Source organism: Flavobacterium sp. LM5, from assembly GCF_002017945.1.
Taxonomy (GTDB): domain Bacteria; phylum Bacteroidota; class Bacteroidia; order Flavobacteriales; family Flavobacteriaceae; genus Flavobacterium; species Flavobacterium succinicans.
Genome location: NZ_MUFX01000003.1, coordinates 158,614 through 182,724 on the forward strand (window position 1 = coordinate 158,614; position 24,111 = coordinate 182,724).

A 24,111-nucleotide genomic window follows, 5' to 3' on the forward strand; every position below is an offset into this window, starting at 1 on the left:
TAAAAATTAGCAACATCCTAGGGCTATCTGTGAATTTCACAATAAAAATTAAAAATAAATAAACGACTTTACATTTAATTGATATAAAAAAAATATCTTTAACCTTATTAACCTTATAAACAAGTATTAGACATGGCATTTACAGTTATTCAAAACACAAAAATTAACACAACTCCTTTTACTTTTAAAGACACTTCAGATATTGAAATACCTATTGCTCCACTGGTAAGCGCTAAAATTATACCTGCATCAGGATCAATACCTGAAATCTTAAAAATTAGAGCTACACTTTATATCAATGCTGAGGGGGAAATTGGCGAACCTGCCATAAATGTAATCCCTAATGACAATTTATTAAATGTTTATTTCGAAGCAAATTTCGATTTAGGCACCCCTGAATCTAGTGATGTTTGGTATGTAGAATTTGATTATACTTCGGATTCTTATGATCCTCCTTTAGGAAACGTAAAAAAAGTAGTTTCTTACCTAGTAGATACCAAACCTTCTTCAGGGAAGCAATTAGGCGGAGGACTTGATGAAGATCCCAAAATCTCAAGAGGGACAGAGACAGTAGTAAAATAATATTGTAAATATTTTCATAAATAAACATCACATCTTAAAATGTACAAACATCATTTAAGATGTGATTTGTTACTGTATTTTCGTATAAAATTAAACTAGTCCTTTATAATGATTCAATTGAAGCAATTTATTATTTTTTTATTGTTCTTAGTTCCCAATGTATTGTTATCACAAACAGAATTAACCAATAAAGTTTTCATTAGTGCTTTGAAAAAAAAAGCGATTCAATACCAGGATGAAATCTATTTCAACAAAGCAAAATATTTTTTTTTAAAAAAAGAATGTGATTCTACCTTAGTAAACACGATGAAACAATTGAGTTTCAGAAAAAACAAAGAATTAAATGATTATTGCCATTATTTACGAGCATTATGTTTAATTGAAAAAGAAATTTATAATGAAGCAAAAAAAGAATTAAAATTAATAAATAAAGATTTCTTTTTTTATCCCTTAGTAAATATAAAAATGGGTTCGTTATATTATCGAAATAATAAATTAAAAACAGCAATTTTTTATACCGAAAAAGCAATAAACGAATCCAATTTAGGTCAGAAAGGAATAAAAATAAGCTCATTATATGATCACATAGGAACGTATTACATCCATCTTAAATCTTTTAAAAAAGCAGAAGAATACCTCTTTAAAAGCCTCGAATTACAAAAGAAAGAAGAGGTGTCTCTTTTTATGATATATACTAATATCGCCAATCTTTATTACGAACAGTACAAAGATGCTCAAGCGATTACTTATTTTGAGAAGGCGTATTTTTTACCTAAAGAAATAAAAGATTTTGATAATAAAAGGAGGGCTTCTTTAAATATGGCTGTCGTCGAAGAAAATCGCGGCAATTTCAAACAAGCCTTAATCTATCGTAAAGAATACGGTCAATGGAAAGATTCCCTCAACAACCAAAACAAGGTCTGGGCAGTCGCAGATTATGAAAAAAAATATGCCGTAGCTCAAAAACAAAAACAAATCTCGGTACTCAAAGTAGAGAATGAATTAAAAAATACGCAACGCAATACCATGTTTTTTTCTACCATAGGTTTACTACTCCTTTTAACCGGTGGTGTTTATGTTTATGGACAAAAAGTAAAAAATACCAAAATCATTTTAAGCCAAAAAGAAAAACTAGACGAACTCAACGCGACCAAAGACCAACTGTTTTCTATTGTAAGTCACGATTTGCGTTCGTCCGTCAATGCACTCAAAACCAGCAACACCAAACTCACAAGCTCCCTAGAATCCAAAAACTACGACGAACTCGACAAACTCCTTCATCAAAATAGCGCGATTGCCAATGGCGCTTATAGTCTACTAGATAATTTGTTGCATTGGGCGTTATTACAAACCCAACAATTGTATTTTCATAAAGATTCGGTGCATTTGTTTTCTATTGTACAACAAATAGAATACAGCTACAAACCCTTACTGTTAGAAAAAACAATTGCCTTTGAAAACGAAGTATCCAAAAACTGCTTTATCTTCGTAGATCTCGATTCGTTAAAAATCATTTTGCGCAACTTGTTGGATAATGCTATTAAATTCTCTCCAGAAAACAGCAGCATTCGTTTTTATAGCCTAGACACCCCATCCGAGTTCCATCAATTCATCATTGAAGATCAAGGCATCGGGATGCGTCCAGAAACCATAGCAGAGTTATTAGAAGACAACGAACTATTGGCCAAGAAAAGCAATTCAGAAATCATAGGAACAGGACTCGGCATGCAATTATGCAAACAAATGATCCAAAAAAATGGCGGAACACTGGCCATAGAAAGCGAACTCAACAAAGGCACTAAGATGATTTTATCATTCCCAAAAACCGTATAATATGGACACCATCAACATTCTAATCATAGAAGATACGCCAGAAGAAAGCAACGCCTTGAGCAAAGTACTTTTGGAAAACAACTACAACATCGTTGGTGTAGCAAGAACCTTTAAAGAAGCCTTAACGCTGTTTTATAATGAAAAGATAGATATTGCCATTATAGATGTTTTTTTGGATGGAAAACCCGACGGCATTGCTTTTGCTGAAACGATTAGCATAGTTCCCAATACTATAAAGCCTTTTGTGTTTTTGACCAGTTCGCAAGACCGTCAAATCTTCGAAAGAGCCAAACTCACCAAACCGTTTAGTTTCTTGATGAAACCTTTTAACCCATTAGAAATTTTGTATGCTATTGAAATGGCAGTAGAAAAATTTTATGCCCAAAGCCAAGTCTTTCAAAGCGAAGAACAAGATACCGTGGTAAGCCATGAGTATTTGTTCATCAAGAAAAAAAATGCCTTAAAAAAAGTAGCCCTAAAAGACATCCTCTACATCGAAGTGGAAGAACGGTATTGCAACATCATTACTGAAAAAGAAAAATTTGTGATTTTAATTTCGTTGACCAAAATCAGTGGCTTACTCAATCCTAATGAATTCATCAAAACCCATCGAAATTACTTGGTCAATATAAACAAAATCGAAGAAATCATCCTTGCCGACAATTTAATCATCGTACAAGGCGGACACAAAGTCAACTTAAGCGACACCTACAAAGACTTCATTAAGAAAATGAATATTTTGTCTTAAAACAAATAAATCTCTCAAAAGGAGATTTTTTTTTTTTGATGTAAACCCTAAGAAGTGCTTTCATGGCAAAAAAAAGGAGCCTCACGACAATCGCTTCCAAAAATCTTTATAACAAAAGTATTTTTACACCATCATTAACAAAGCAACTAAAATGAGTATAGCAGCAAAAAACCAATTTGAAATGAGACTTTTGAAACAACTTCTAACTATCAAACTAAATCCATGGATTGGAATTCTAGTTTCGTTACTGATCATAGTACCTAGTTTGTATCAAATTTTAGACGATGTGACAGTTTTACGCAAAGAATATCTTTTTTTAGCGATAGGATTCCCTTTATATATTAAATCTCTAAAAAAATTATTTGATGATATGCTACAAACACCAAATGATTTTTTGTAATCACCAACATAAACTCCTATACACAAGCCCTCTGTTAGTACTTTAGCAGAGGGCTTTTTAATTTATTTAAAAAAAACATCATAAATTGTAACTTTTAAACCACTCTTACCGTATAAGATTTGTACACTTAAACAATAAGGAGACAAATACCATGAGACAACTTAAAATCACCAAGCAGGTAACCAATCGTGAAACTGCATCATTAGACAAGTACTTACAAGAAATAGGAAAGGTAGACTTAATTACTGCCGATGAAGAAGTAGAATTAGCACAACGTATAAAAGCCGGTGATCAAAGAGCCTTAGAAAAACTAACTAAAGCTAATTTACGTTTCGTAGTCTCTGTTGCCAAACAATATCAAAATCAAGGACTAACGTTGCCCGATTTGATCAATGAAGGAAACTTAGGATTGATTAAAGCAGCACAACGTTTTGATGAAACTCGTGGTTTCAAATTCATTTCGTATGCAGTATGGTGGATTCGTCAATCAATCCTTCAAGCTTTAGCAGAACAATCTCGTATCGTTCGTTTACCTTTGAACAAAATTGGTTCTATCAATAAAATCAACAAAATGTACGCCTTATTAGAGCAATCTAATGAGCGCCCACCTTCTGCAGAAGAAATTGCAAAAGAGTTAGACATGACTGTAAATGATGTAAAAGAGTCTATGAAAAACTCTGGTCGTCACTTATCGATGGATGCCCCTTTAGTTGAAGGAGAAGATTCTAACCTTTATGATGTTTTACGTTCAGGAGAATCTCCAAACCCAGATAGAGAATTAATTCACGAATCATTACGTACGGAAATTGAGCGTTCTTTAGAAACGCTTACTCCAAGAGAAGCAGATGTAGTTCGTTTGTATTTTGGTTTAGGTGATCAACACCCAATGACTTTAGAAGAAATTGGTGAAACATTTGACTTAACTCGTGAGCGTGTGCGTCAAATTAAAGAAAAAGCTATCCGTAGATTAAAACACACTTCTAGAAGTAAAATCTTAAAAACCTATTTAGGATAAATTCAAAAGTAAATTCCAAATCCAAATTTTATTATTTTTGGCATTTAGAATTTCAAAAAATGGAATTTTAAAAGTAACGACGGTCTGATTAACTGTTCGTTTTTTGATTGATGATTGAAAACTCCGGCTGATTACCGGAGTTTTGTTTTTTTGCAGGGCAAACAAAACTCCAGTCAATTCGCTTCGCTCGGGTATCCGGAGTTTTGTTTTTTGCAGGGCAAACAAAACTCCAGTCAATTCGCTTCGCTCGGGTATCCGGAGTTTTGTTTTTTGCAGGGCAAACAAAACTCCAGTCAGTTCGCTTCGCTCGAGTATCCAGAGTTTTGTTTTTTGCAGGGCAAACAAAACTCCAGTCAGTTCGCTTCGCTCGGGTATCCGGAGTTTTGTTTTTTTTTTAACACTCCACATATTTTTTTTTTGAAACCAAGAGAAAAATCTTGAAAACGACTATCATTCAATGATTGCGAAATGGCTTTGATTTCAGAAAAAAATCTTTGCGAACTATGCGATTAAAAAAATTATATTTGCAAAAAAATAACACAACACAACAATGAGTAAAAACACCCTTATAGCGCCTTCGGTTCTTGCAGCCGATTTTGCTAACTTACAGCGTGATATCGAAATGATTAATGCAAGCCAAGCTGATTGGTTTCATATTGACATCATGGATGGCGTTTTTGTACCCAACATTTCGTTTGGTATGCCAGTTCTTGAGGCTATCGCAAAACACGCCACTAAAACAATTGATGTCCATTTGATGATTGTAGACCCAGATCGTTACATCAAAACTTTTGCTGAACTTGGGGCCAATGTATTAACGGTTCACTACGAAGCTTGTAATCATCTTCACCGTACCTTACAAGCTATTAAAGCTGAAGGGATGCTAGCTGGTGTAGCCATTAATCCGCATACCTCTATCGATTTATTAGAAGACGTGATAAATGATATCGATTTGGTTTGTATTATGAGTGTAAATCCAGGATTTGGAGGACAATCCTTTATTGAAAATACCTATACTAAAGTAAGTAAACTAAAAGATTTGATTATAAAAAAAGGCGCCAACACCATCATCGAAATTGACGGTGGAGTAACGAACAAAAACGCAAAACAATTAGCAGAAGCCGGAGCCGATGTATTGGTTGCAGGAAGTTTTGTTTTTAAAGCCAACAACCCAACAGAAACTATCGCTGATTTAAAGACCATCACGGCTTTTTAAATCAAAAAACAGTTGTAATCAAAAGGCTGTAACCTATGTTTTAGGATACAGCCTTTTGTTTATTAATGCAGATCAATTAAATACTGGATTAAATCAGTTGTTGTGACTATTCCAACCAACAATTCTCCTTCACAAACGGGTAACGCGTGAAAATCATTGTGGGTTAATATTTCGGCGGCTTCCTTAATGGAGGTTTCAGGTGATATTGTTGTGACTTTTTTAACCATAACTTGCTCAACTGAAAACATATTATAAACGGTGGTATCCACCACTTCCTCATCATCGTCAATAGCATCTGCAAAAGAAATTCGAAGCAAATCCGTATAACTTAATATACCTAAAATTTTATTACCTCTAACAACGGGTATATGACGAATTTTATGATGTTTGAACAAACTTTCAGCTTTAGTTAAATCATCCGACAAGTGAAGCTTAACCAAATTTTTGGACATAATTTTTGAAACGGGGACAGTATTTTTCATAATCCTAACTTTTACTATTCTCAAATTTATAGTAAAAAAAAATCAAAAATCCTGATGATTATCAGACGAGAAGTCAATTGTTTTACTTAAATTATCGTGATTAAGATTTTTGCTAAAAATTTTTCTAGGCTATAAAATTCTTTTCATTATAATTTATCATTCGTTTAACGTGTCCGTATAAGGTGGGATGATTTTTTTCAAAATCTTTAGGGGTTTCAAAAAAATGTTCAAGTAGAACAGAAATGAACTCGAATTGATTCTCATAAGCATACTTTCGAAAATAAGCCTTATCATTAATTGCTTGAATCAAATGTGGTGTTTTAAAAATAGTGAGTATCGCTTCAAATTCATCTTGAAAAATAACCGAGTTGACATCGTTTTTCTTTAAACAATGAAAATGCAATACATGAGTAAATTCATGTAATCCCAAATTTATATTATCCGAAGCTACTCCATGTCCCGACAAAAAATCTGTCCAAGAAAAAACAACAGTCTTCATTCTAGGATTAAACTCTCCCTTGTGATACAAATCGTTTAAAGTAGAATAATACACCGTTGGGTAAACAAGAATTATATGAAACAAATCACTTAAATAATGCCTCATCCCAAACGTCAACATCACATAAGTTCCAGCAACAAGTAACCGCATTTCTTCGGTGATGTTTATTTCGTGTCCAATAAATTCATACTTTTCAATAAACTTATTTATTCTGTGTTCAAAAACCCGTTTCTTGCTAGGGGATAACCTAACATAGAAAGGGAAATTTAGACTTAAAAAACTTCTTTGCTCCTCAGCAATAGGCGTTGGAAACAAATGCCAATGGACTAGCAATGGTTTATTATAAAAAAACACATAAATTGGCTCAAGGATGCTAAAGAAAACAAATGCCAATCCAATAAATCCAAGTAAAATTTGCACTAAAAAAATTTCCATTTCTTGCCTTTACAAAATAATTATTTCATAAAAAAAGGACAAGAAACATACATTCCTCATCCTTTGTTGTGACCACGGCAGGGTTCGAACCTGCAACCCTCAGAGTCGAAATCTGATATTCTATCCAGTTGAACTACGCAGTCTTACCTTACCAAATTAATTTTTTAAAATTCCAAGTTGAAAAAACTTAGCGTTCATTAAAAAATTAAGACAATAATTTTTTTACAATTGTTGATATCGTTTTTCCATCAGCTTTCCCTGCTAATGCCGCAGAAGCCAATCCCATTACTTTACCCATAGCTGCCATTCCAGAAGCGTCATTATCAGCAATGATTTTAGCCACCACAACTTCTACTTCAGCTTCACTCAATTGTTCTGGTAAAAACTTCTCGATTACAGCCGCTTGTAACAACTCTGGTTCAGCCAAATCAGCTCTTCCTTGTTTAGTATAGATCGCTGCACTATCTTTTCTTTGTTTTACCAAACGTTGCAACAATTTAATTTCTTCTTCTTCGGAAATTTCTTCTTTAGCACCACTTTCAGTTTGCGCTAAAAGTATTGCAGATTTCACTGCTCTTAAAGCTTCCAAAGCCATAGTGTCTTTTGCTCTCATGGCGGTTTTAATATCGTCCATGATACGTACTGATAAACTCATTGTATCGTTATTTTAAGTATTTGTAATTCCTAACCTGCTATTACGCTTTTCTTGAAAAGAAATCATTAAAGCGTTGCAAATTTAGAACAATTTAATGGCAATAACAACTCTTAACCCTAACACGAAAATAATAGTTTGTCCATAAAAAAGCCTGAAAATATCAGGCTTTTTTTTATGATATATTCTAGAATAATACTTAATCTACATTGTCATGCAAATAAGAATTATTAGAACGAAATTGCAAATCATTATTACTATCCGTACTCACAGACACTCTTGAAGTTGTATTTACCGCTTGTGTATTAGTCAATTCAACTCCTAGACGTTTATAAGCAGGTTCACGCTCTAATTCATCAATCCGAGTTACATTATTGTGAAACTTATAATTGAATTCTTTTAATTTCTTTCTTCGTTCTTCTGCTCTAAAACGTAAAGTTTCTTCAATGGTCATATCCATTGGAGATATAGCTTCAGCAGGCATAGCATGTGGCTCAACAGAAGGCACTTGCTTCATTGTGATATTCAATTCAGCTGGAACTTCCTCTTCTTTTTTGGCTACTGGTTTTGACTGTAGAAAATCATTTTCTACTTCCATATACTCCTCCAAAGAATATCTTACAACGCCATTATCGGATAATTCAGTAACTGGAACAAATTGAACTGGTTGTACAACATGAATATCATTGGCTTCGTTTGTCAATTCAAAAATTAATTTCTCCTCCACTTTCGGTGCAACAGGCACTACAAAAGCAGGCTTAGAAGCTACTGGCAAATCAAAAGAAAAAGCTGTTTGAGAATCCTCCGCTGCTGCTTTTGCTTCAGGTAATTGCACTTCTTCTTTAGAAGGCAAGGCAATAGTAAAATCCAAATCTTCTATTGGTGAAACAATTTCAAAAGTAACATCTAAATTTTTGATAAATTCAGACATAACCATCAACTCATCATTATTAATAGCTGGTTTTGCAACCTCAAAAACAACCGGTTCTTCTTCCTCGATTTCCTCTTCTAATTCAAAAACTACACGCTCATTTGACTCCTCTTTACTCGTTTCATTACTATTAAAACTGGTAACTGGCGTACTAATTAAATTATGAACACTTCGTTGCTCTTCTTCAAGTGTATGGATGATTTTTTTTGGCTCAGTATTTACAATTTCATTTTGCTGTTCTACGTCAAATCCAGTGGCAATAATAGTCACCGAAATGGCATCCCCTAACAAATCATCTTCACCCACACCCATGATAATATTGGCATTATGACCTGCTTCATTTTGAATATGATCATTAATTTCACCAATCTCATCAATAGTTATTTCGTTAGCACCAGAAACGATAAGCAACAATACATTTTTGGCACCCGTAATTTTATTATCATTTAATAGCGGCGAATCCAAAGCAGAAACAATAGCTTCTTTCGCTCGGTTTTCACCCGACGCATTCGCTGACCCCATAATAGCCGTTCCACTATTATAAAGTACCGTTTTGGCATCGCGTAAATCGATATTTTGTGTATAATGATGCGTAATTACCTCGGCTATACCTCTAGAAGCAGTTGCTAAAACCTCATCAGCTTTAGAAAAACCAGCTTTGAAACCTAAATTACCATAAACTTCTCTTAGTTTATTGTTGTTAATTACGATTAAAGAATCCACTTGTCTACGCAATTTTTCGATACCAATAATCGCTTGCTCTTGACGTATTTTACCTTCGAATAAAAACGGTAAAGTTACGATTCCAACCGTCAGTATATCTCTTTCTTTAGCCAGCTGCGCAATTACGGGAGCGGCTCCAGTTCCGGTACCTCCACCCATACCCGCAGTGATAAACACCATTTTGGTATTACTGTCTAACATTTTTTCGATATCACCAATACTCTCAATGGCAGATTGATGTCCTACATCAGGGTTTGCACCAGCGCCTAAACCTTCTGTTAAATGTACTCCCAATTGAATTTTATTGGGAACTGGGCTGTTTTGTAGGGCTTGAGAATCGGTGTTACAAACGATAAAATCCACACCGTTAATTCCTTGTTTAAACATGTGATTTATGGCATTACTACCACCACCACCTACGCCAATAACTTTAATTACATTTGATTGGTTTTTTGGCAAATCAAATGAAATGCTTCCAAATTCTGAGTTGCTTGTCATCTTATTGGGTTTTTGATATTCTATTTTTATTTTTAGCTCTTTTGCTTGGGGCAAAAAAGGAGGAAATCTGACTCTTTAATTATTCTGCGTTTTCTAAGAACTCCTTTATTTTATCGACATATTTGTCTAAAAATGATCTTCTGATTTTGTTTTCAGTGGATTCACCATTTGGAATATGTTTTTCTTGTTGTGGTTTGGTCTCAATTTGAGCAATCTCATCAACAATTGGAACTGAAAGCACTTCTGGCGCCGGTTCTCTGTAAACAGGAATTCTATCAATACTTGGTGCTTTTTCAATTTTAACGGCGCTTTGCGATTTTTTCTCAATGCTGTTCATGACCAATCCCACGGCGGTTGCGTACAAAGGGCTAGAAATTTCCTCATCTGAGTTACCCGCTAAATGTTCATTTGGATACCCAATTCTAGTATCAATACCTGTAATATATTCTACTAACTGCTTGATATGCTTTAATTGTGCACCACCTCCGGTTAATACAATACCAGCAATTAACTTTTTACGAGGATCTTCGTGTCCGTATAATTTAATCTCAGCGAAAACTTGTTCAATGATTTCTACTACACGAGCATGAATGATTTTTGACAAGTTTTTCAACGAAATTTCTTTAGGCTCTCTACCTCGTATTCCAGGAATAGAAACAATTTCGTTGTCTTTATTTTCACCTGGCCAAGCGGATCCAAACTTCACTTTCAACAATTCGGCTTGTTTCTCTACGATAGAACAGCCCTCTTTAATGTCTTCTGTGATTACATTCCCACCAAATGGAATAACAGCAGTGTGTCTGATAATACCATCTTTAAAAATGGCTAAATCTGTGGTTCCCCCTCCAATATCAATCAATGCAACACCTGCTTCTTTTTCTTCTTGACTTAAAACAGCATCGGAAGAAGCCAAAGGTTCCAATGTTAACCCTGATAATTCGATACCTGAACTTTGTATACATCTCCCTACGTTACGTATAGACGAAGCTTGTCCCACTACGATATGAAAACTACTTTCCAATCTACCTCCATACATTCCAACGGGCTCTTTGATGTCGGATTGTCCGTCAATTTTAAATTCTTGGGGCAAAACATGAATAATCTCTTCACCCGGAAGCATGGCTAATTTATGCACTTGACTAATAAGTAAATCAATATCACAGTCTCCTATAACTTCCTCTGGATTATTTCTGCTGATATAGTCACTATGTTGAATACTACGAATGTGTTGACCTGCAATACCTACCACCACATCTTTAATTTTATAACCTGAATTATTTTCGGCTTCAAGAATAGCTTGTTGAATGGATTGTATCGTTTGGGTAATATTATTTACTACACCACGAGCCACACCTAGGCTTTTGGACTTACCAACTCCCAAAATTTGCAATTTCCCATATTCATTTCGCTTGCCAATCATGGCAACTATTTTGGTTGTTCCTATATCTAGACCTACCGCAATATTCTCTTTTTCCATTTTCTATTATTTAGTACACACTACTTGTTTCGTAAACCGAAGATCAATTTTTTTGTATTTTGTAATTGAACTATCCAACGCAACTTTTTGAAAAAAAGCTTTATAATTTTTAAATTTTTGTTCAACGTTTATTACTTGGCCAAAATCTATTTGATAATTAAAATTTCTATTTAACATCACTACACCATCATTCGGCATAATTTGTATTCCAATGATATTTTTTTTCAAAAAAGGATCGTCATAAATCATTCGGAATAGCTCCACTAATCCTTCTTTGTTTTGATCATCTATCTCACCTGAAACTAGAAGTACTCTTGCCGTGTAATTAGACGATAAAGGCATTTTGACACCATTATAATCGATATAATATTCCCGGCCTCGTTCATTGATTCTTGCAATAGGAGTCTTTTGTTTGACTTCTGCTTTCAACGTACCATCAACACTCACAAACACTTGTGATTTCTCAATCATTGGATGTGAGTCAATGATTTTTTCGAGTTTATTCAAATCTAAGGCATCTCTTTCAATAGTTTTTGGATCAGTTCTATTTTCTATCAACATTTTATTAACCGTTTTTTGTTGTACAAAAAGCGGGTTTTTACCAACAAAAACAACTACTGCTCCTGCTACTTTTCGTTCTCTGTTGCGTTTTCCTGTAAAAGAATACAAAAAAATGATTCCAATCACAAGGATCACCAAGCGTATCAAAGACCAATTAACGCGTTTCATCAAGTGCTGCTTTAATTGATGGAACCATTTCGCCAAGATCTCCTGCACCAATGGTCACTACCACTGTGGCATCAGACCCTTTTAAAGCAGGAATCAATTGGTCTTTCATAATTAATTTTTTATTAGTTGATGTCATTTTATCCAATAACCATTGCGAGGTAATTCCTTCCATTGGAAGTTCTCTCGCTGGATAAATATCTAACAACAATAACTCATCAAACTGCGACAAACTGGTCGCAAAATCATCCGCAAAATCTTTAGTTCGACTAAACAAATGCGGTTGAAAAACAGCCAAAACTTTTTGTCCTGGATACAATTCTCTTACCGCTTGATGTACGGCATTAATTTCTGTTGGATGATGTGCATAATCATCTATATAAACAAAATCAGATTTTTTGATCTGATATGAAAAACGTCTTCTAATCCCTCTAAAAGTCGACAATGCCTTGGCAATCGCTGCGGTTGGTGTACCGTAGGTTTTAGCCATAGCTAATGCCATCAAAGCATTCATTAAATTATGTCTTCCAGGCAACCCAAAACGAAGATTAGCGATCACTTCTGTTGGTGTTTGCACATCAAAAACATAACTAGAACCTTCAACCCTTATATTAAAAGCCTTAAAAGTAGCGTCTTCGTTAATGGCACAGATCATCCCTTCAAGAGGTAAATCTTTAGCAATAAACAACTTAGTTTTATCGGTTACTTTATTCGCAAATTCCCTAAAAGAATCCTCAATAGCATCACTTGTTCCATAAATGTCTAAATGATCGGCATCCATTGAGGTAACGCAGGCAATATCGGGGTGCAAATGTAGAAAAGATCTATCAAATTCGTCTGCTTCTACCACACTAATTGTCTTACCTAAACCAATTAAATTTGAATTGTAGTTCTCCACAACTCCACCAATGAAGGCAGTCACATCGGCTCCACTTTCATATAAAATATGGCCTAAAATACTGGAGGTCGTTGTTTTACCATGCGTTCCAGCTACGGCAAAACTGAAGGTGTTTTTGGTAATTATACCTAAAACTTCAGCACGTTTTTTTACAATAAATTTTTGATCTAAAAAATAATTCCACTCCGAATGTGACTTTGGTACAGCTGGAGTAATGATAACCAAAGTGTTTTCTGACTTAAAATGTTCTGGAATTAATGCAATTTCATCTTCAAAATGAATCTCAATCCCACTTGCTATAAGTTCATTGGTCAAGATCGAAGGTGTTTTATCATAACCCGACACTTGTTTTCCTATATTCTTGAAATAACGAGCCAAGGCACTCATCCCAATACCTCCTATTCCAATAAAATAAACGTTATGTATTTGTGATAAGTTCATGTTTCTATTTTTTTTTGCATTTAACAAATTGTCTTTCTATCTATTCAACAATTCTTCAATTTCATCTACAATTTTGATCGTTGCCATTGGCATGGCTAGTTTTTTTATATTATCGCCTAAAAGCTGTTGTTTACCTTTATCTTTCAATAACGCTTCTATCACAATACCAAATTCAGACTCTAAAGCGGCTTCTTTTATCATGATTGCCCCTTTTTTATCGACTATGGCTTGTGCATTTTTTGTTTGATGGTCTTCGGCTACATTAGGCGAAGGAATAAAAATCACAGGCTTACCCACGATGCATAACTCCGAAACCGAAGAAGCACCAGCTCTTGAAATCACAAGATCAGCGGCAGCATACACTAAATCCATTCGTTCAATAAACGCCACAACATGTACTTGATTTGATGTATGTTTAGCGTATTGATCAATATACAATTTCCCACATTGCCAAATGATTTGTACTTGCTGAGCCAAAAGAAATTTCAATTCTTTTTCGATTAATTGATTGATGCGTCGAGCCCCTAAACTACCTCCTAAAACAAGAATTGTTTTTTTATTAGGATCTAATTTAAAAAAGGCAACAGCCTCCTCTTTTTTAGATGAGACATCAATTAAATCTTGTCGTACTGGATTTCCAGTCAAAATCATTTTTTCGGCAGGAAAAAATCGCTCCAAATCATTGTAGGCTACACATATTTTAGAGGCCTTTTTGCTGAGCAATTTATTTGTAATTCCTGGATATGAATTTTGTTCTTGAATTAAAGTCGGAATATTTAAAGTATTCGCCATTTTTAATAAAGGACCACTCGCAAAACCTCCAGTTCCAATAACAACATCAGGTTTGAATTCTTTTAAAATTTTTCGAGAATCCCACAAACTACTGATCACCTTGAAAGGAAACATAGCATTTTGGAGCGTCAATCGTCTTTGCAATCCTGCAATCCAAAGCCCTTTAATATCATATCCGGCTTGAGGTACTTTTTGCATTTCCATCTTATCATTGGCACCAACAAAAAGAAATTCCGCCTCAGGAAAACGTCTTTTTAACTCGTTCGCAATTGCAATTGCAGGATAAATATGTCCTCCAGTACCGCCACCACTTAATATGAATCTAAATTTTGACATCTCTAAAAATTTTAAAATAAATAATCTTATTCAGCTAATTCTTATTTGTTAAGCACAGCATTCATAGGATTAGAATGATCTTCAATAGTATATACCTCTTCTTTTGATTCGTTTGTATCGGATTCGATTTGTGCATCAATTAACTTTTGAAGCGCATCCTCACGTATTTGTTTATCCTTAAGTTCCTTTGCAATTTCTTCCTCCTTTTTGGTCACACTTAAAATAACACCTAAGGCAAAACAAGTCATCCAAATCGAACTACCTCCACTACTAATTAAAGGCAACGTTTGCCCCGTTACCGGCAACAATTCAACGGCTACCGACATGTTAATCATGGCTTGAAAAATCATAGGAAACCCCAAAGCAATTACAATTAATTTCCCAAATAGCGTATTGGCTTTATGAGAAGCAATAACAAAGCGAAACATCAAAAGCAAATACAACCCAAGAACAGATAAACCACCAATCAATCCCCACTCTTCAACGATAATGGCAAAGATGAAATCAGAGGAGGATTGAGGTAGAAAATTTTTCTGGACACTTTTACCAGGCCCTAAGCCGTATAAGCCTCCGGATGCGATTGCTGTTTTTGCTTTTTCAATTTGATAATTATCTTCATCCGCCTTATCAGATAAAAATCGTTCCATACGACTTTCCCAAGTACCCACTCTACTAAAGAATTTAGAATCGGGAAAGGCCTTGGCGATTAATACAAAAAACGTCAGCATTACAATTCCAGAACCAATAATTATAGCAATGTATTTTAAAGGATATTTCCCAACAAACACCAACATTAACACCATGGCAAAAATTAAAGCCGCAGTTGAAAAGTTAGAAGGCAAAATAAACATTAAGGTTAAAAAAACAGGCAACCACAACTCAATTAATGAAGATTTAAAATCAATAGGATTTTCTCTTTTTTTAGACAAATAACGAGCTACAAAAACAAAAAGTACAATAGACGCTAAAGTCGAAGGCTGAAACGTAATTTTGATGAATGGAATTTGAATCCAACGACTCGCATTGGCTCCCGCTATTACTGTCCCCTTAATTAGTGCATAGGCCAAAAGTACCCAAATTACTGGCAACAAACCCTTGGATATGGCTCGAAAATACAAATAAGGAACATTGTGCACCCAATAAATAATCATAAATCCAATACCAATATGCCCTAAATGTTTTAACAAATACCCTAAAGTATTCCCTTTACCCAAACCGATATAGGCTAAATTACTACTCGCACTAAAAACAGGCATAAACGAAAACAGAGCCAATAAAGCCACGAATGACCATATTACCCTATCTCCTTTTAATTTGTTTACTAGTTCCTTCATAATTACAATATTCTAGAGAATTATTTATTTCTATTACAAGTTAAATACCGCTTGTTTGAATTGACGTCCACGATCTTCATAACTTTCAAACAAGTCGAAACTCGCACAAGCTGGGGATAACAAAACGGCATCTCCTTTTTCGGTAAAACTTTGTGCTAATCTCACCGCTTCTTGCATCGAATTTACTTCTACTACATCATCTACCACATTTCCAAAAGTGGCAATAATTTTAGAATTATCAATTCCTAAACAAATAATGGCTTTCACTTTCTCGCGAACCAAAGACATTAATTCATTATAATCATTCCCTTTGTCCACACCACCTACAATCCAAACCGTAGGTACATTCATACTGTCTAATGCAAAATAAGTAGCATTAACATTGGTCGCTTTTGAATCATTAATATATTGTACATTTTGAATTTTCAACACCTTTTCTAAACGGTGTTCTACTCCTTGAAAATCAGACAAACTTTCACGAATGGTCGCGTTTCGAATTTGCATCAATTTAGCTACAGAAGTGGCTGCCATGGCATTTTTCATATTGTGCTTACCTTCTAATGCGATGTATTCTGTTTCCATTGAAAATTCTTCTTGATTCATTCTAACTTCCATAATATTATTTTTTAAAAATGCGCCCAGTTCAAAGGTTTGAGTGATCGAAAAGGGGATTAATTGTGCGTTTGTTGTATTGTTGTTTAACCAATTTTTTGTAGCTTCATCATCAGCATCATAAATCAAATAATCCGAGGCTGTTTGATTCATTGTAATTCTAAATTTTGAAGCAATATAGTTTTCATATTTATATTCGTATCGATCCAAATGATCTGGACTTATATTGGTTAAAATGGCAATATGTGGTTTGTAATTAATGATTCCATCTAACTGAAAACTACTTAATTCCAAAACATACACATCATATTCACTTTCTGCTACTTGCCATGCAAAACTTTTTCCAATATTTCCACCTAGCGCCACATTGAGACCCGCTTGTTTTAGCAAATGATAGGTCAACATTGTAGTGGTAGTTTTTCCATTACTACCGGTAATCCCAATAGTTACCGCATTTGTAAAAGGAGCTGCAAACTCAATTTCAGAAATAACTGCAATTCCACTTTCGATCAACTTCTTTACTATCGGAGCTTTATCAGGAATTCCGGGGCTTTTCATCACAACCGTTGCATTTAGAATCAAGGCTTCGGTATGTTGCTCTTCTTCCCAAGGAATGTTATATTGATTAAGAACGTCTTTATATTTTTGTTTTATCTTTCCAAAATCAGATACAAAAACATCGTATCCTTTTTTCAACCCTAAAATTGCGGTTCCAACACCACTTTCACCACCTCCTAAAACTACAAGTCTCATACTATCTTAATTTTAAAGTTACGATTGACAAAATCGCTAACATGATCGCTACAATCCAAAAACGAGTTACAATTTTACTCTCGTGATATCCTTTCTTTTGATAATGATGATGCAATGGAGACATTAAAAAAACACGTCTACCCTCGCCAAAACGTTTCTTGGTATACTTAAAATAAGCCACTTGCAATACCACAGAAAAATTTTCAACTAGAAAAATTCCACATAATAACGGAATCAACATTTCTTTACGAACGGCAATAGCCAAAACAGCTATAATACCACCAATAGTCAAACTACCGGTATCGCCCATGAATACGGAGGCTGGATATGAGTTATACCAAAGAAATCCAATTAAGGCCCCCACAAAAGAGAAAATAAACACGGTCATTTCCCCGGAATGCGGGATATACATAATATTGAGATAATTAGAAAAAATGATATTACCCGAAACAAACGTAAAAATACCCAGCGCAAAAACGGACACCGCCGAAGTACCAGCCGCTAATCCATCTATTCCATCTGTAAGATTCGCACCATTGGATACCGCCGTAATAATAAAAATAACTACAGGAATAAAAATCAACCAAGCCCATTTTTCATAGCCTTCTCCAGTCCAAGCCAAGAGTTCAGCATAATCAAATTCGTTGTTTTTGAAGAAAGGAATCGTAGTTGCTGTAGATTTTTCTTCTATGGGTGCAGGCATAATCACGGCTTCGGTAGTATTCGTGGCGGTTTTGAAAACATCAATTTTACCTGTATCTGTTCGTACGGTTACCGCTGGACTAAAATAAAGCACCGAACCTACTATTAATCCCAAACCAACTTGTCCAAACACTTTAAAAATACCTTTTAATCCCTGCTTATCTTTCTTGAAAATCTTGATATAATCATCTACAAAACCAATGGTACCCATCCAAAGCGTGGTTACAATAAGCAAAATAATGTATATATTTTGCAACCTTGCAAACAATACTACTGGAACCAACGTTGCAAAAATGATAATTAGTCCACCCATAGTAGGTGTTCCTGCTTTTTCATTTTGACCTGCTAAACCAAGTTCTCTTACCGTTTCTCCTACTTGTTGATTGCGTAAAAAACCAATAATTCGTTTACCGTAAATAGTAGACAATAGTAATGACAACATGAAAGCCAAAGCCGATCTAAAGGTGATGTACTGAAATACTCCAGTTCCAGGAATATCCATTGTCTTGTTTAAGTATTCAAATAAGTAGTACAGCATATTTTTTATTTTTTAAAATTTACATTCCAAATAAAACCAGTCTTTTTGGAATTTTTATTTTGTTAATTTTTATTTTCCTAATTGCTCCAATGTTTCCTTAACAATTTTCATATCGTCAAAATCGTATCGTACGCCTTTAATCTCTTGATACGTTTCGTGACCTTTACCCGCAATCAAAATAATGTCATTTGGATTAGCTAGCTGACAGGCAGTTTTGATCGCTTGTTTTCTATCGGTAATTACCAAGACCTTCTTAGAATTATGAGGTGCTACACCCGCTTCCATTTCGGCTATAATTGTTTCGGGTTCTTCATCTCTTGGATTGTCAGAAGTAAGCACTGCTTTATCACTTAGATCGGCAGCTGTTGCCGCCATAATGGGACGTTTCGTTTTATCCCTATTACCACCACAACCTACCACAGTAATCAATTGTTCGTTCTGAGTTCGAACATCGTTTAGCGTATTCAAAACATTCTCTAAAGCATCTGGCGTATGCGCATAATCTACTACAGCAGTAATGTTTTGAGCTGAAACAATGTATTGAAAACGACCCGAAACACTCTCTAATTCTGACAATAATCGAAGTACTTCCAAGGACTCTAATCCTAACTCCATAGCAGCACCATAAATAGCCAATAGATTATAAGCATTAAAAGTGCCTATTAATTTTACCCAAACTTCATTATCGTTGATTTTCAACAACAACCCAGACAATTGACTTTCGAGAATCACTGCTTTATAATCCGCATATGATTTCAATGCATATGTTCGCTTTTGTGCTTGCGTATTTTGAAGCATTATTGCTCCATTTTTATCATCATTATTCGTAATTGCAAAAGCACTTTTAGGCAAGAAATCAAAAAAAGCTTTCTTCACATCGCGGTACTCTGCAAACGTAGGGTGATAATCTAAATGATCGTGCGACAGGTTGGTGAAGATACCTCCAACAAAATGCAAGCCCTCTGTTCGTTTTTGATGAATGCCATGAGAACTCACTTCCATAAAACAAAATTCAACCCCTTGACTAACCATTGTATTTAAATAATAGTTAATCGTTAAAGAATCTGGAGTAGTGTGTGTAGCCTTAAACTCTTGATCGTCCACTAGAATTTTGACTGTCGAGATCAAACCAACTTTAAATCCTGCTTTCTTAAACAATTGATACAACAAAGAAGCGACGGTTGTTTTACCATTTGTCCCAGTAATTCCAACTAATTTCAATTTTTGTGAGGGATTCTCATAAAAATTGGTAGCCATGTAAGCCAAAGCCGTATTGGTATCATTGACTTTAACATAGGTTACATTTGGATGCAATTGGTTTGGAAACTCATCACATACAATAGCCGTAGCTCCTAATGCTATCGCTTTATCTATAAATTGATGCCCATCTGCGATAGCTCCCCTAATGGCTACAAATACATCGTTAGCTTCTATTTTTCTAGAATCAAAATGCAAATGATTCACTGTAATATCAGTGGTTCCATTTAGGGCTTCAATGGCTACTTTGTAGAGTATATCTTTTAATGTTTTCATGATAATTCTAATACTATTGTTGCGTTTTTAGCTAAACTTTCACCTGCCATTAGTGACTGTTTTTTCACTTTCCCAATCCCATTTACTTTTACTTTAAGACCCAAGTTTTCAAGCAGAGCAACAGCATCCATGCCTGGCATTCCTTTTACATTTGGAATTGATTTAAAATTCTTTTGTGCTTTGGCAAAATAAGCATCGTAATTTTGCTCTTGATTCTTAACTTTTCTATTTAAATTTTTTATCTCGTTTGTGGTCGGAGAATCTGTAAATATTTTTTGAGCGATACGCTTAAAAACAGGTCCTGCTACATCGGCACCATAATAGTTATTGTTAGCCGTATTCGGTTTATGCACCACTACAATACAAGAATATTTAGGTTCATCGGCTGGAAAATACCCTACAAAGGATGAAGAATAATATTTTTCTGCACCTCCAGCTTTGGCATAATTTACTTGTGCCGTACCCGTTTTTCCTGCCATTGAAAAATCTTTTGAATACAATTTATTCCCTGTTCCTTTTTTAACCACATTGGCTAAAACAGCTTTCAATTTATCAATAGTTTCTTGCGAGCAAATTTTTGGATTCAGGATTACTTTATCGAATTTTTTAATCGAGGTATTCCATTCCTTAATTTCTGAAACAAATAGTGGTTTTACCATTTCACCATTATTCGCCACCGCATTATAATACGTTAAGGTTTGCAATGGCGTCACCGATACGTTGTACCCAAAAGCCATCCACGGCAATGTTACTCGCGACCAACTTTTATCAGAAGGCTGAGGAATATATGGTCTGCCTTCTCCATTGAACCCTAATCCCAATTTTTTGTTTAAACCATAGGAATTGATATGATTCACAAACTGAGTTGGATTGGATTTATAATTTTCGTACACCGCTTGAACCATTACAGTATTTGACGATAACTCAAATCCTCTTGCTAAAGAAATTTTACCATAGCCCCCTTTTTTAGAATCTCTTACAGCTCGTCCAAAATATCTTATTTCGCCGCCTTTGCTATCAAAAACAGTACTAGTATCGGCTTTTTTATCTTCTAACAATGCCATTAAATCAACCAATTTAAAGGTTGACCCTGGCTCGTGCGACTCACGAATGGCATAATTCAATCGCTCAGAATACATTCCTGTGCTTTCGTTTCTTCCTAAATTTGAAATGGCTTTCACATAACCTGTTTTGGTCTCCATCACTACCACACAACCATGATCCGCTTGGTATTCTTCTAATTGCTTCAACAGTGCATGATGCGCAATATCCTGAATATAAACATCAATTGTTGAAATTACATCATATCCATCTTGAGGTTCTACTTGATTTACATCGCTAATTGGCTTCCATTGTCCTTTGGCTATTTTTTGTTTCAAAATTCGGCCATCTTTACCATTTAAATAATGGCTATAGGCACCCTCTACGCCTACTGGATTAATATGACCATAGATATCTCTCCCAATATACCCAATAGTTCGCTCGGCTATTTTACCGATAGGATGCTCACGAACAGTTTCTTGTTCTACAATAATTCCCCCTTTATAAGCCCCAAGATTAAATAAAGGAAACTTTTTTAGTGAAATATAATCGGTGTAACTTAATCCTTTGCACAATAAAAAATAGCGATTACGGTGGGCTCTTGCCAAACGCAATTCTTTTTCCAAAGCATCGGAAGATTTATTCAAAAGTTTACCGAGCGAATCCGCTAATTGTTTTACATTTTTTTCAAAATCTTCTGCTTTTGGCGCTATGGCATCAAACCGAATTTCATAATTTGGTATTGAGGTCGCCAAAAGACTTCCATCTGCAGAATAAATATTTCCTTTATTGGCAGGAATAACAAAATTTCGAACGGTTCTTTCTTTGGCTAACTTGCGGTAATAATCGCCTTCTACCCATTGAATGTTCGTCAACTTCACGGCAATAGCTGCTGCCATAATGAAAATGAAAAATGCCACTAGATAAACACGATATGATATGTTTTTGTCTTCTACTGCCATAATCTTTCGAATAAATTCGGTTCTTCTTCTTTGTTTACTCTAATTTTTACCGGAGGTACCGTTGATGGAAAAATTTGTTTAATTTCCATTTTTCTGGCCACCGTTGATTCCATTTTTAACTTCATCAACGTGGATCTTCTGTCTACAAACTCAGAACGAAGTTCTTTCACTTCATTATTCAACTCACTTATTTCAAATACCTTCTGTTCAAAACGCTGCGTATTGGCTATCATCAAAATAACAAGTAGCACTAAAAAAACGATAAAACGCCAATTTTTAATAGCATCATCATGAATCAAATATTTCGCTTTTAATATGGCGTAAATTCCTTGTTTCATAATGGTAGTTATTTTTTTTCAGCTATTCGTAACTTGGCACTTCGTGCTCTATTATTAATTTTTATTTCTTCGGCGGTAGGAATAATTAATTTTCCTATGGTTTTGAAAGGGACAGAAAAATTGCCAAAAAAATCACGTTCTGGCTCTCCTTCGAACATTCCATTTTTAATGAATCGCTTCACCAATCGATCTTCGAGAGAATGATAGGAAATTACACTTAATCGTCCTTCAGGATTCAAAATTTCGAGAGATTGTTCTAGAAACTCTTTCAAGACATCCATTTCCTGATTCACTTCAATTCGGATGGCTTGATAAATTTGAGCTAATATTTTATTCTTTACGCGTTCTGGTAAAAATCTAGCCAAAACATCTTTCAACTCTTCCGTTGTTTGTATTGGACTTAGTGCTCTGGCCTCTATAATTGTTCTTGATAAAGCAGGTGCATTTTTCAATTCACCATAGTCATAAAAGACTCTTCTTAAATTCGCATCATCATATTCATTTACTACTTTGTATGCACTCAGATCGTTTCTCTGACTCATTCTCATGTCTAATTCTGCATCAAAACGAGTAGAAAATCCTCTTTCAGGTACATCAAACTGATGAGAAGAAACACCCAAATCAGCCAAAATACCATCTACTGCCTTTACATTATGAAACCTCAAAAAACGTTTTATGAATCTAAAATTTTCATGAATTAAGGTAAAACGTTCATCCTGTAAAGCATTTGCTAAAGCATCTTCATCTTGATCAAAAGCAAAAAGTCTACCTTCTGGCCCTAATCGTCTTAATATTTCTGCAGAATGCCCGCCTCCGCCAAAAGTAACATCTACATACACTCCATCAGGCTTGATATTCAAACCATCAACTGTTTCTTTTAGCAATACTGGATTATGATATTCCATTGTCGTTATAATTTATATTTCCCATTACTTCTTCTGCTAATTCTGCAAAATCAAGATCCTCCCCACTTATTGATTTTTCATATAACTCTTTGTCCCAAATTTCAACTATCGTTACTGCCGATGAAAAAACAACATCTTTTGCAATACTTGCAAATCCAACCAAATCTTTAGGAATCAACATCCTACCTAAAGCATCGATTTCAACCACTTTGACTCCTGCGGTAAAACGACGAATAAAATCATTATTTTTTTTCACAAAACGATTCAATCCATTTACTTTCTGCATCATCACATTCCATTCGGCCATTGGATACAATTCTAAGCAAGATTGAAACACAGAACGCTTCAAAACGAAACCGTCTTGAAGTGAGGAAGCCAATTGCTTTTTTAAGGGTGAAGGCAACATTACCCGTCCTTTAGCATCAACTTTACATTCATATGTACCAATTATTGGATCCACAACATTTGTATTGAATAGTATTTAGCAAAAATATATAAATTTCTACCACAAATTACCACTTTATACCACTTTGTTGATAAGTTTACCCACACACCCCACAAAAACTTTAGTTTACACGATATCAATGCCTTAAATTAGATTTCGGTATTTGTAAGAAAGTTAAGATTTGAAAAAAAATAGAACAAAAAAACTCAATAATCGATGCAGAAATAAATTGGAAAGAAAAATTAAAAACAACATACCTTATTT

At 34.8% G+C, this 24,111-nt stretch carries 22 protein-coding genes and 1 tRNA gene; 6 read left to right on the forward strand and 17 right to left on the reverse strand.

Annotated elements, in window-relative coordinates:
- The first annotated feature begins 132 nt into the window (after nucleotides 1-132).
- The 6 genes from BXU11_RS11375 (at nucleotide 133) to rpe (ending at nucleotide 5,794) form a co-directional block, all read left to right on the forward strand.
- Nucleotides 133-582, forward strand: coding sequence for a hypothetical protein (locus tag BXU11_RS11375; RefSeq protein WP_078212619.1), 450 nt, complete (start codon nucleotides 133-135; stop codon nucleotides 580-582).
- Nucleotides 583-690: 108 nt separating this feature from the next.
- The gene (locus BXU11_RS11380; protein WP_078212620.1) at nucleotides 691-2,415 is read left to right on the forward strand and encodes a tetratricopeptide repeat-containing sensor histidine kinase; all 1,725 of its coding nucleotides are present in this window, start codon (nucleotides 691-693) and stop codon (nucleotides 2,413-2,415) included.
- Between the two features lies 1 nt (nucleotide 2,416).
- The gene (locus tag BXU11_RS11385; protein ID WP_078212621.1) at nucleotides 2,417-3,163 is read left to right on the forward strand and encodes a LytTR family DNA-binding domain-containing protein; all 747 of its coding nucleotides are present in this window, start codon (nucleotides 2,417-2,419) and stop codon (nucleotides 3,161-3,163) included.
- 151 nt (nucleotides 3,164-3,314) lie between these two features.
- On the forward strand, nucleotides 3,315-3,563 hold the full coding sequence (locus BXU11_RS11390; RefSeq protein ID WP_024982296.1) for a hypothetical protein: 249 nt from the start codon (nucleotides 3,315-3,317) through the stop codon (nucleotides 3,561-3,563).
- Nucleotides 3,564-3,714: 151 nt separating this feature from the next.
- Nucleotides 3,715-4,578 (forward strand): RNA polymerase sigma factor RpoD/SigA, encoded by an 864-nt coding sequence (locus BXU11_RS11395; protein WP_007804760.1) that lies wholly within the window; start codon nucleotides 3,715-3,717, stop codon nucleotides 4,576-4,578.
- Nucleotides 4,579-5,128: 550 nt separating this feature from the next.
- Complete coding sequence (rpe, locus tag BXU11_RS11405; protein ID WP_024982298.1) at nucleotides 5,129-5,794, forward strand: ribulose-phosphate 3-epimerase; 666 nt, start codon at nucleotides 5,129-5,131, stop codon at nucleotides 5,792-5,794.
- A gap of 62 nt (nucleotides 5,795-5,856) precedes the next feature.
- On the opposite strand, the gene BXU11_RS11410 is transcribed toward rpe, so the two are convergent.
- From BXU11_RS11410 to BXU11_RS11490, 17 genes are all read right to left on the reverse strand, one after another.
- Nucleotides 5,857-6,276 carry a CBS domain-containing protein gene (locus tag BXU11_RS11410; RefSeq protein WP_024982299.1) on the reverse strand — a complete coding sequence of 140 codons (420 nt, stop codon included), beginning with the start codon at nucleotides 6,274-6,276 and terminating at the stop codon, nucleotides 5,857-5,859.
- A gap of 124 nt (nucleotides 6,277-6,400) precedes the next feature.
- A complete protein-coding gene (locus BXU11_RS11415) occupies nucleotides 6,401-7,210 on the reverse strand; it encodes a zinc-dependent peptidase (RefSeq protein ID WP_078212623.1) in 810 nt (269 codons plus the stop codon).
- Nucleotides 7,211-7,279: 69 nt separating this feature from the next.
- Nucleotides 7,280-7,353, reverse strand: a tRNA-Arg gene (locus BXU11_RS11420).
- 62 nt (nucleotides 7,354-7,415) lie between these two features.
- Nucleotides 7,416-7,865: a GatB/YqeY domain-containing protein gene (locus BXU11_RS11425; protein WP_078212624.1), complete on the reverse strand. Its 450-nt coding sequence runs from the start codon at nucleotides 7,863-7,865 to the stop codon at nucleotides 7,416-7,418.
- A 196-nt stretch (nucleotides 7,866-8,061) separates the two neighbouring features.
- A complete protein-coding gene (gene ftsZ / locus BXU11_RS11430) occupies nucleotides 8,062-10,014 on the reverse strand; it encodes a cell division protein FtsZ (protein WP_078212736.1) in 1,953 nt (650 codons plus the stop codon).
- A gap of 79 nt (nucleotides 10,015-10,093) precedes the next feature.
- Nucleotides 10,094-11,491 carry a cell division protein FtsA gene (gene ftsA / locus BXU11_RS11435; RefSeq protein ID WP_078212625.1) on the reverse strand — a complete coding sequence of 466 codons (1,398 nt, stop codon included), beginning with the start codon at nucleotides 11,489-11,491 and terminating at the stop codon, nucleotides 10,094-10,096.
- A gap of 6 nt (nucleotides 11,492-11,497) precedes the next feature.
- Entirely contained in the window at nucleotides 11,498-12,220 is a 723-nt protein-coding gene (locus BXU11_RS11440) for a cell division protein FtsQ/DivIB (protein ID WP_078212626.1), read from the reverse strand.
- Nucleotides 12,207-13,556, reverse strand: a complete 1,350-nt coding sequence (gene murC / locus BXU11_RS11445) for a UDP-N-acetylmuramate--L-alanine ligase (protein ID WP_078212627.1) — start codon at nucleotides 13,554-13,556, stop codon at nucleotides 12,207-12,209. The genes BXU11_RS11440 and murC overlap by 14 nt, the downstream gene beginning before the upstream one ends.
- 36 nt (nucleotides 13,557-13,592) lie before the next feature.
- On the reverse strand, nucleotides 13,593-14,684 hold the full coding sequence (gene murG / locus BXU11_RS11450; protein ID WP_078212628.1) for an undecaprenyldiphospho-muramoylpentapeptide beta-N-acetylglucosaminyltransferase: 1,092 nt from the start codon (nucleotides 14,682-14,684) through the stop codon (nucleotides 13,593-13,595).
- Nucleotides 14,685-14,725: 41 nt separating this feature from the next.
- Nucleotides 14,726-16,018, reverse strand: coding sequence for an FtsW/RodA/SpoVE family cell cycle protein (locus tag BXU11_RS11455; RefSeq protein WP_078212629.1), 1,293 nt, complete (start codon nucleotides 16,016-16,018; stop codon nucleotides 14,726-14,728).
- Nucleotides 16,019-16,051: 33 nt separating this feature from the next.
- Nucleotides 16,052-17,383: a UDP-N-acetylmuramoyl-L-alanine--D-glutamate ligase gene (murD, locus tag BXU11_RS11460; protein WP_078212630.1), complete on the reverse strand. Its 1,332-nt coding sequence runs from the start codon at nucleotides 17,381-17,383 to the stop codon at nucleotides 16,052-16,054.
- A 1-nt stretch (nucleotide 17,384) separates the two neighbouring features.
- The gene (mraY, locus tag BXU11_RS11465) at nucleotides 17,385-18,623 is read right to left on the reverse strand and encodes a phospho-N-acetylmuramoyl-pentapeptide-transferase (protein ID WP_078212631.1); all 1,239 of its coding nucleotides are present in this window, start codon (nucleotides 18,621-18,623) and stop codon (nucleotides 17,385-17,387) included.
- 69 nt (nucleotides 18,624-18,692) lie between these two features.
- Nucleotides 18,693-20,156, reverse strand: coding sequence for a UDP-N-acetylmuramoyl-L-alanyl-D-glutamate--2,6-diaminopimelate ligase (locus BXU11_RS11470; RefSeq protein ID WP_024982310.1), 1,464 nt, complete (start codon nucleotides 20,154-20,156; stop codon nucleotides 18,693-18,695).
- Nucleotides 20,153-22,159 carry a penicillin-binding protein gene (locus BXU11_RS11475; protein WP_024982311.1) on the reverse strand — a complete coding sequence of 669 codons (2,007 nt, stop codon included), beginning with the start codon at nucleotides 22,157-22,159 and terminating at the stop codon, nucleotides 20,153-20,155. The genes BXU11_RS11470 and BXU11_RS11475 overlap by 4 nt, the downstream gene beginning before the upstream one ends.
- Nucleotides 22,150-22,497 (reverse strand): FtsL-like putative cell division protein, encoded by a 348-nt coding sequence (locus BXU11_RS11480; protein WP_024982312.1) that lies wholly within the window; start codon nucleotides 22,495-22,497, stop codon nucleotides 22,150-22,152. Before BXU11_RS11480 ends, BXU11_RS11475 begins: the two co-directional genes overlap by 10 nt.
- An 8-nt stretch (nucleotides 22,498-22,505) precedes the next feature.
- A complete protein-coding gene (gene rsmH / locus BXU11_RS11485) occupies nucleotides 22,506-23,414 on the reverse strand; it encodes a 16S rRNA (cytosine(1402)-N(4))-methyltransferase RsmH (protein ID WP_189318530.1) in 909 nt (302 codons plus the stop codon).
- Nucleotides 23,389-23,862 (reverse strand): division/cell wall cluster transcriptional repressor MraZ, encoded by a 474-nt coding sequence (locus BXU11_RS11490; protein ID WP_078212633.1) that lies wholly within the window; start codon nucleotides 23,860-23,862, stop codon nucleotides 23,389-23,391. Before BXU11_RS11490 ends, rsmH begins: the two co-directional genes overlap by 26 nt.
- Nucleotides 23,863-24,111 lie beyond the last annotated feature (249 nt).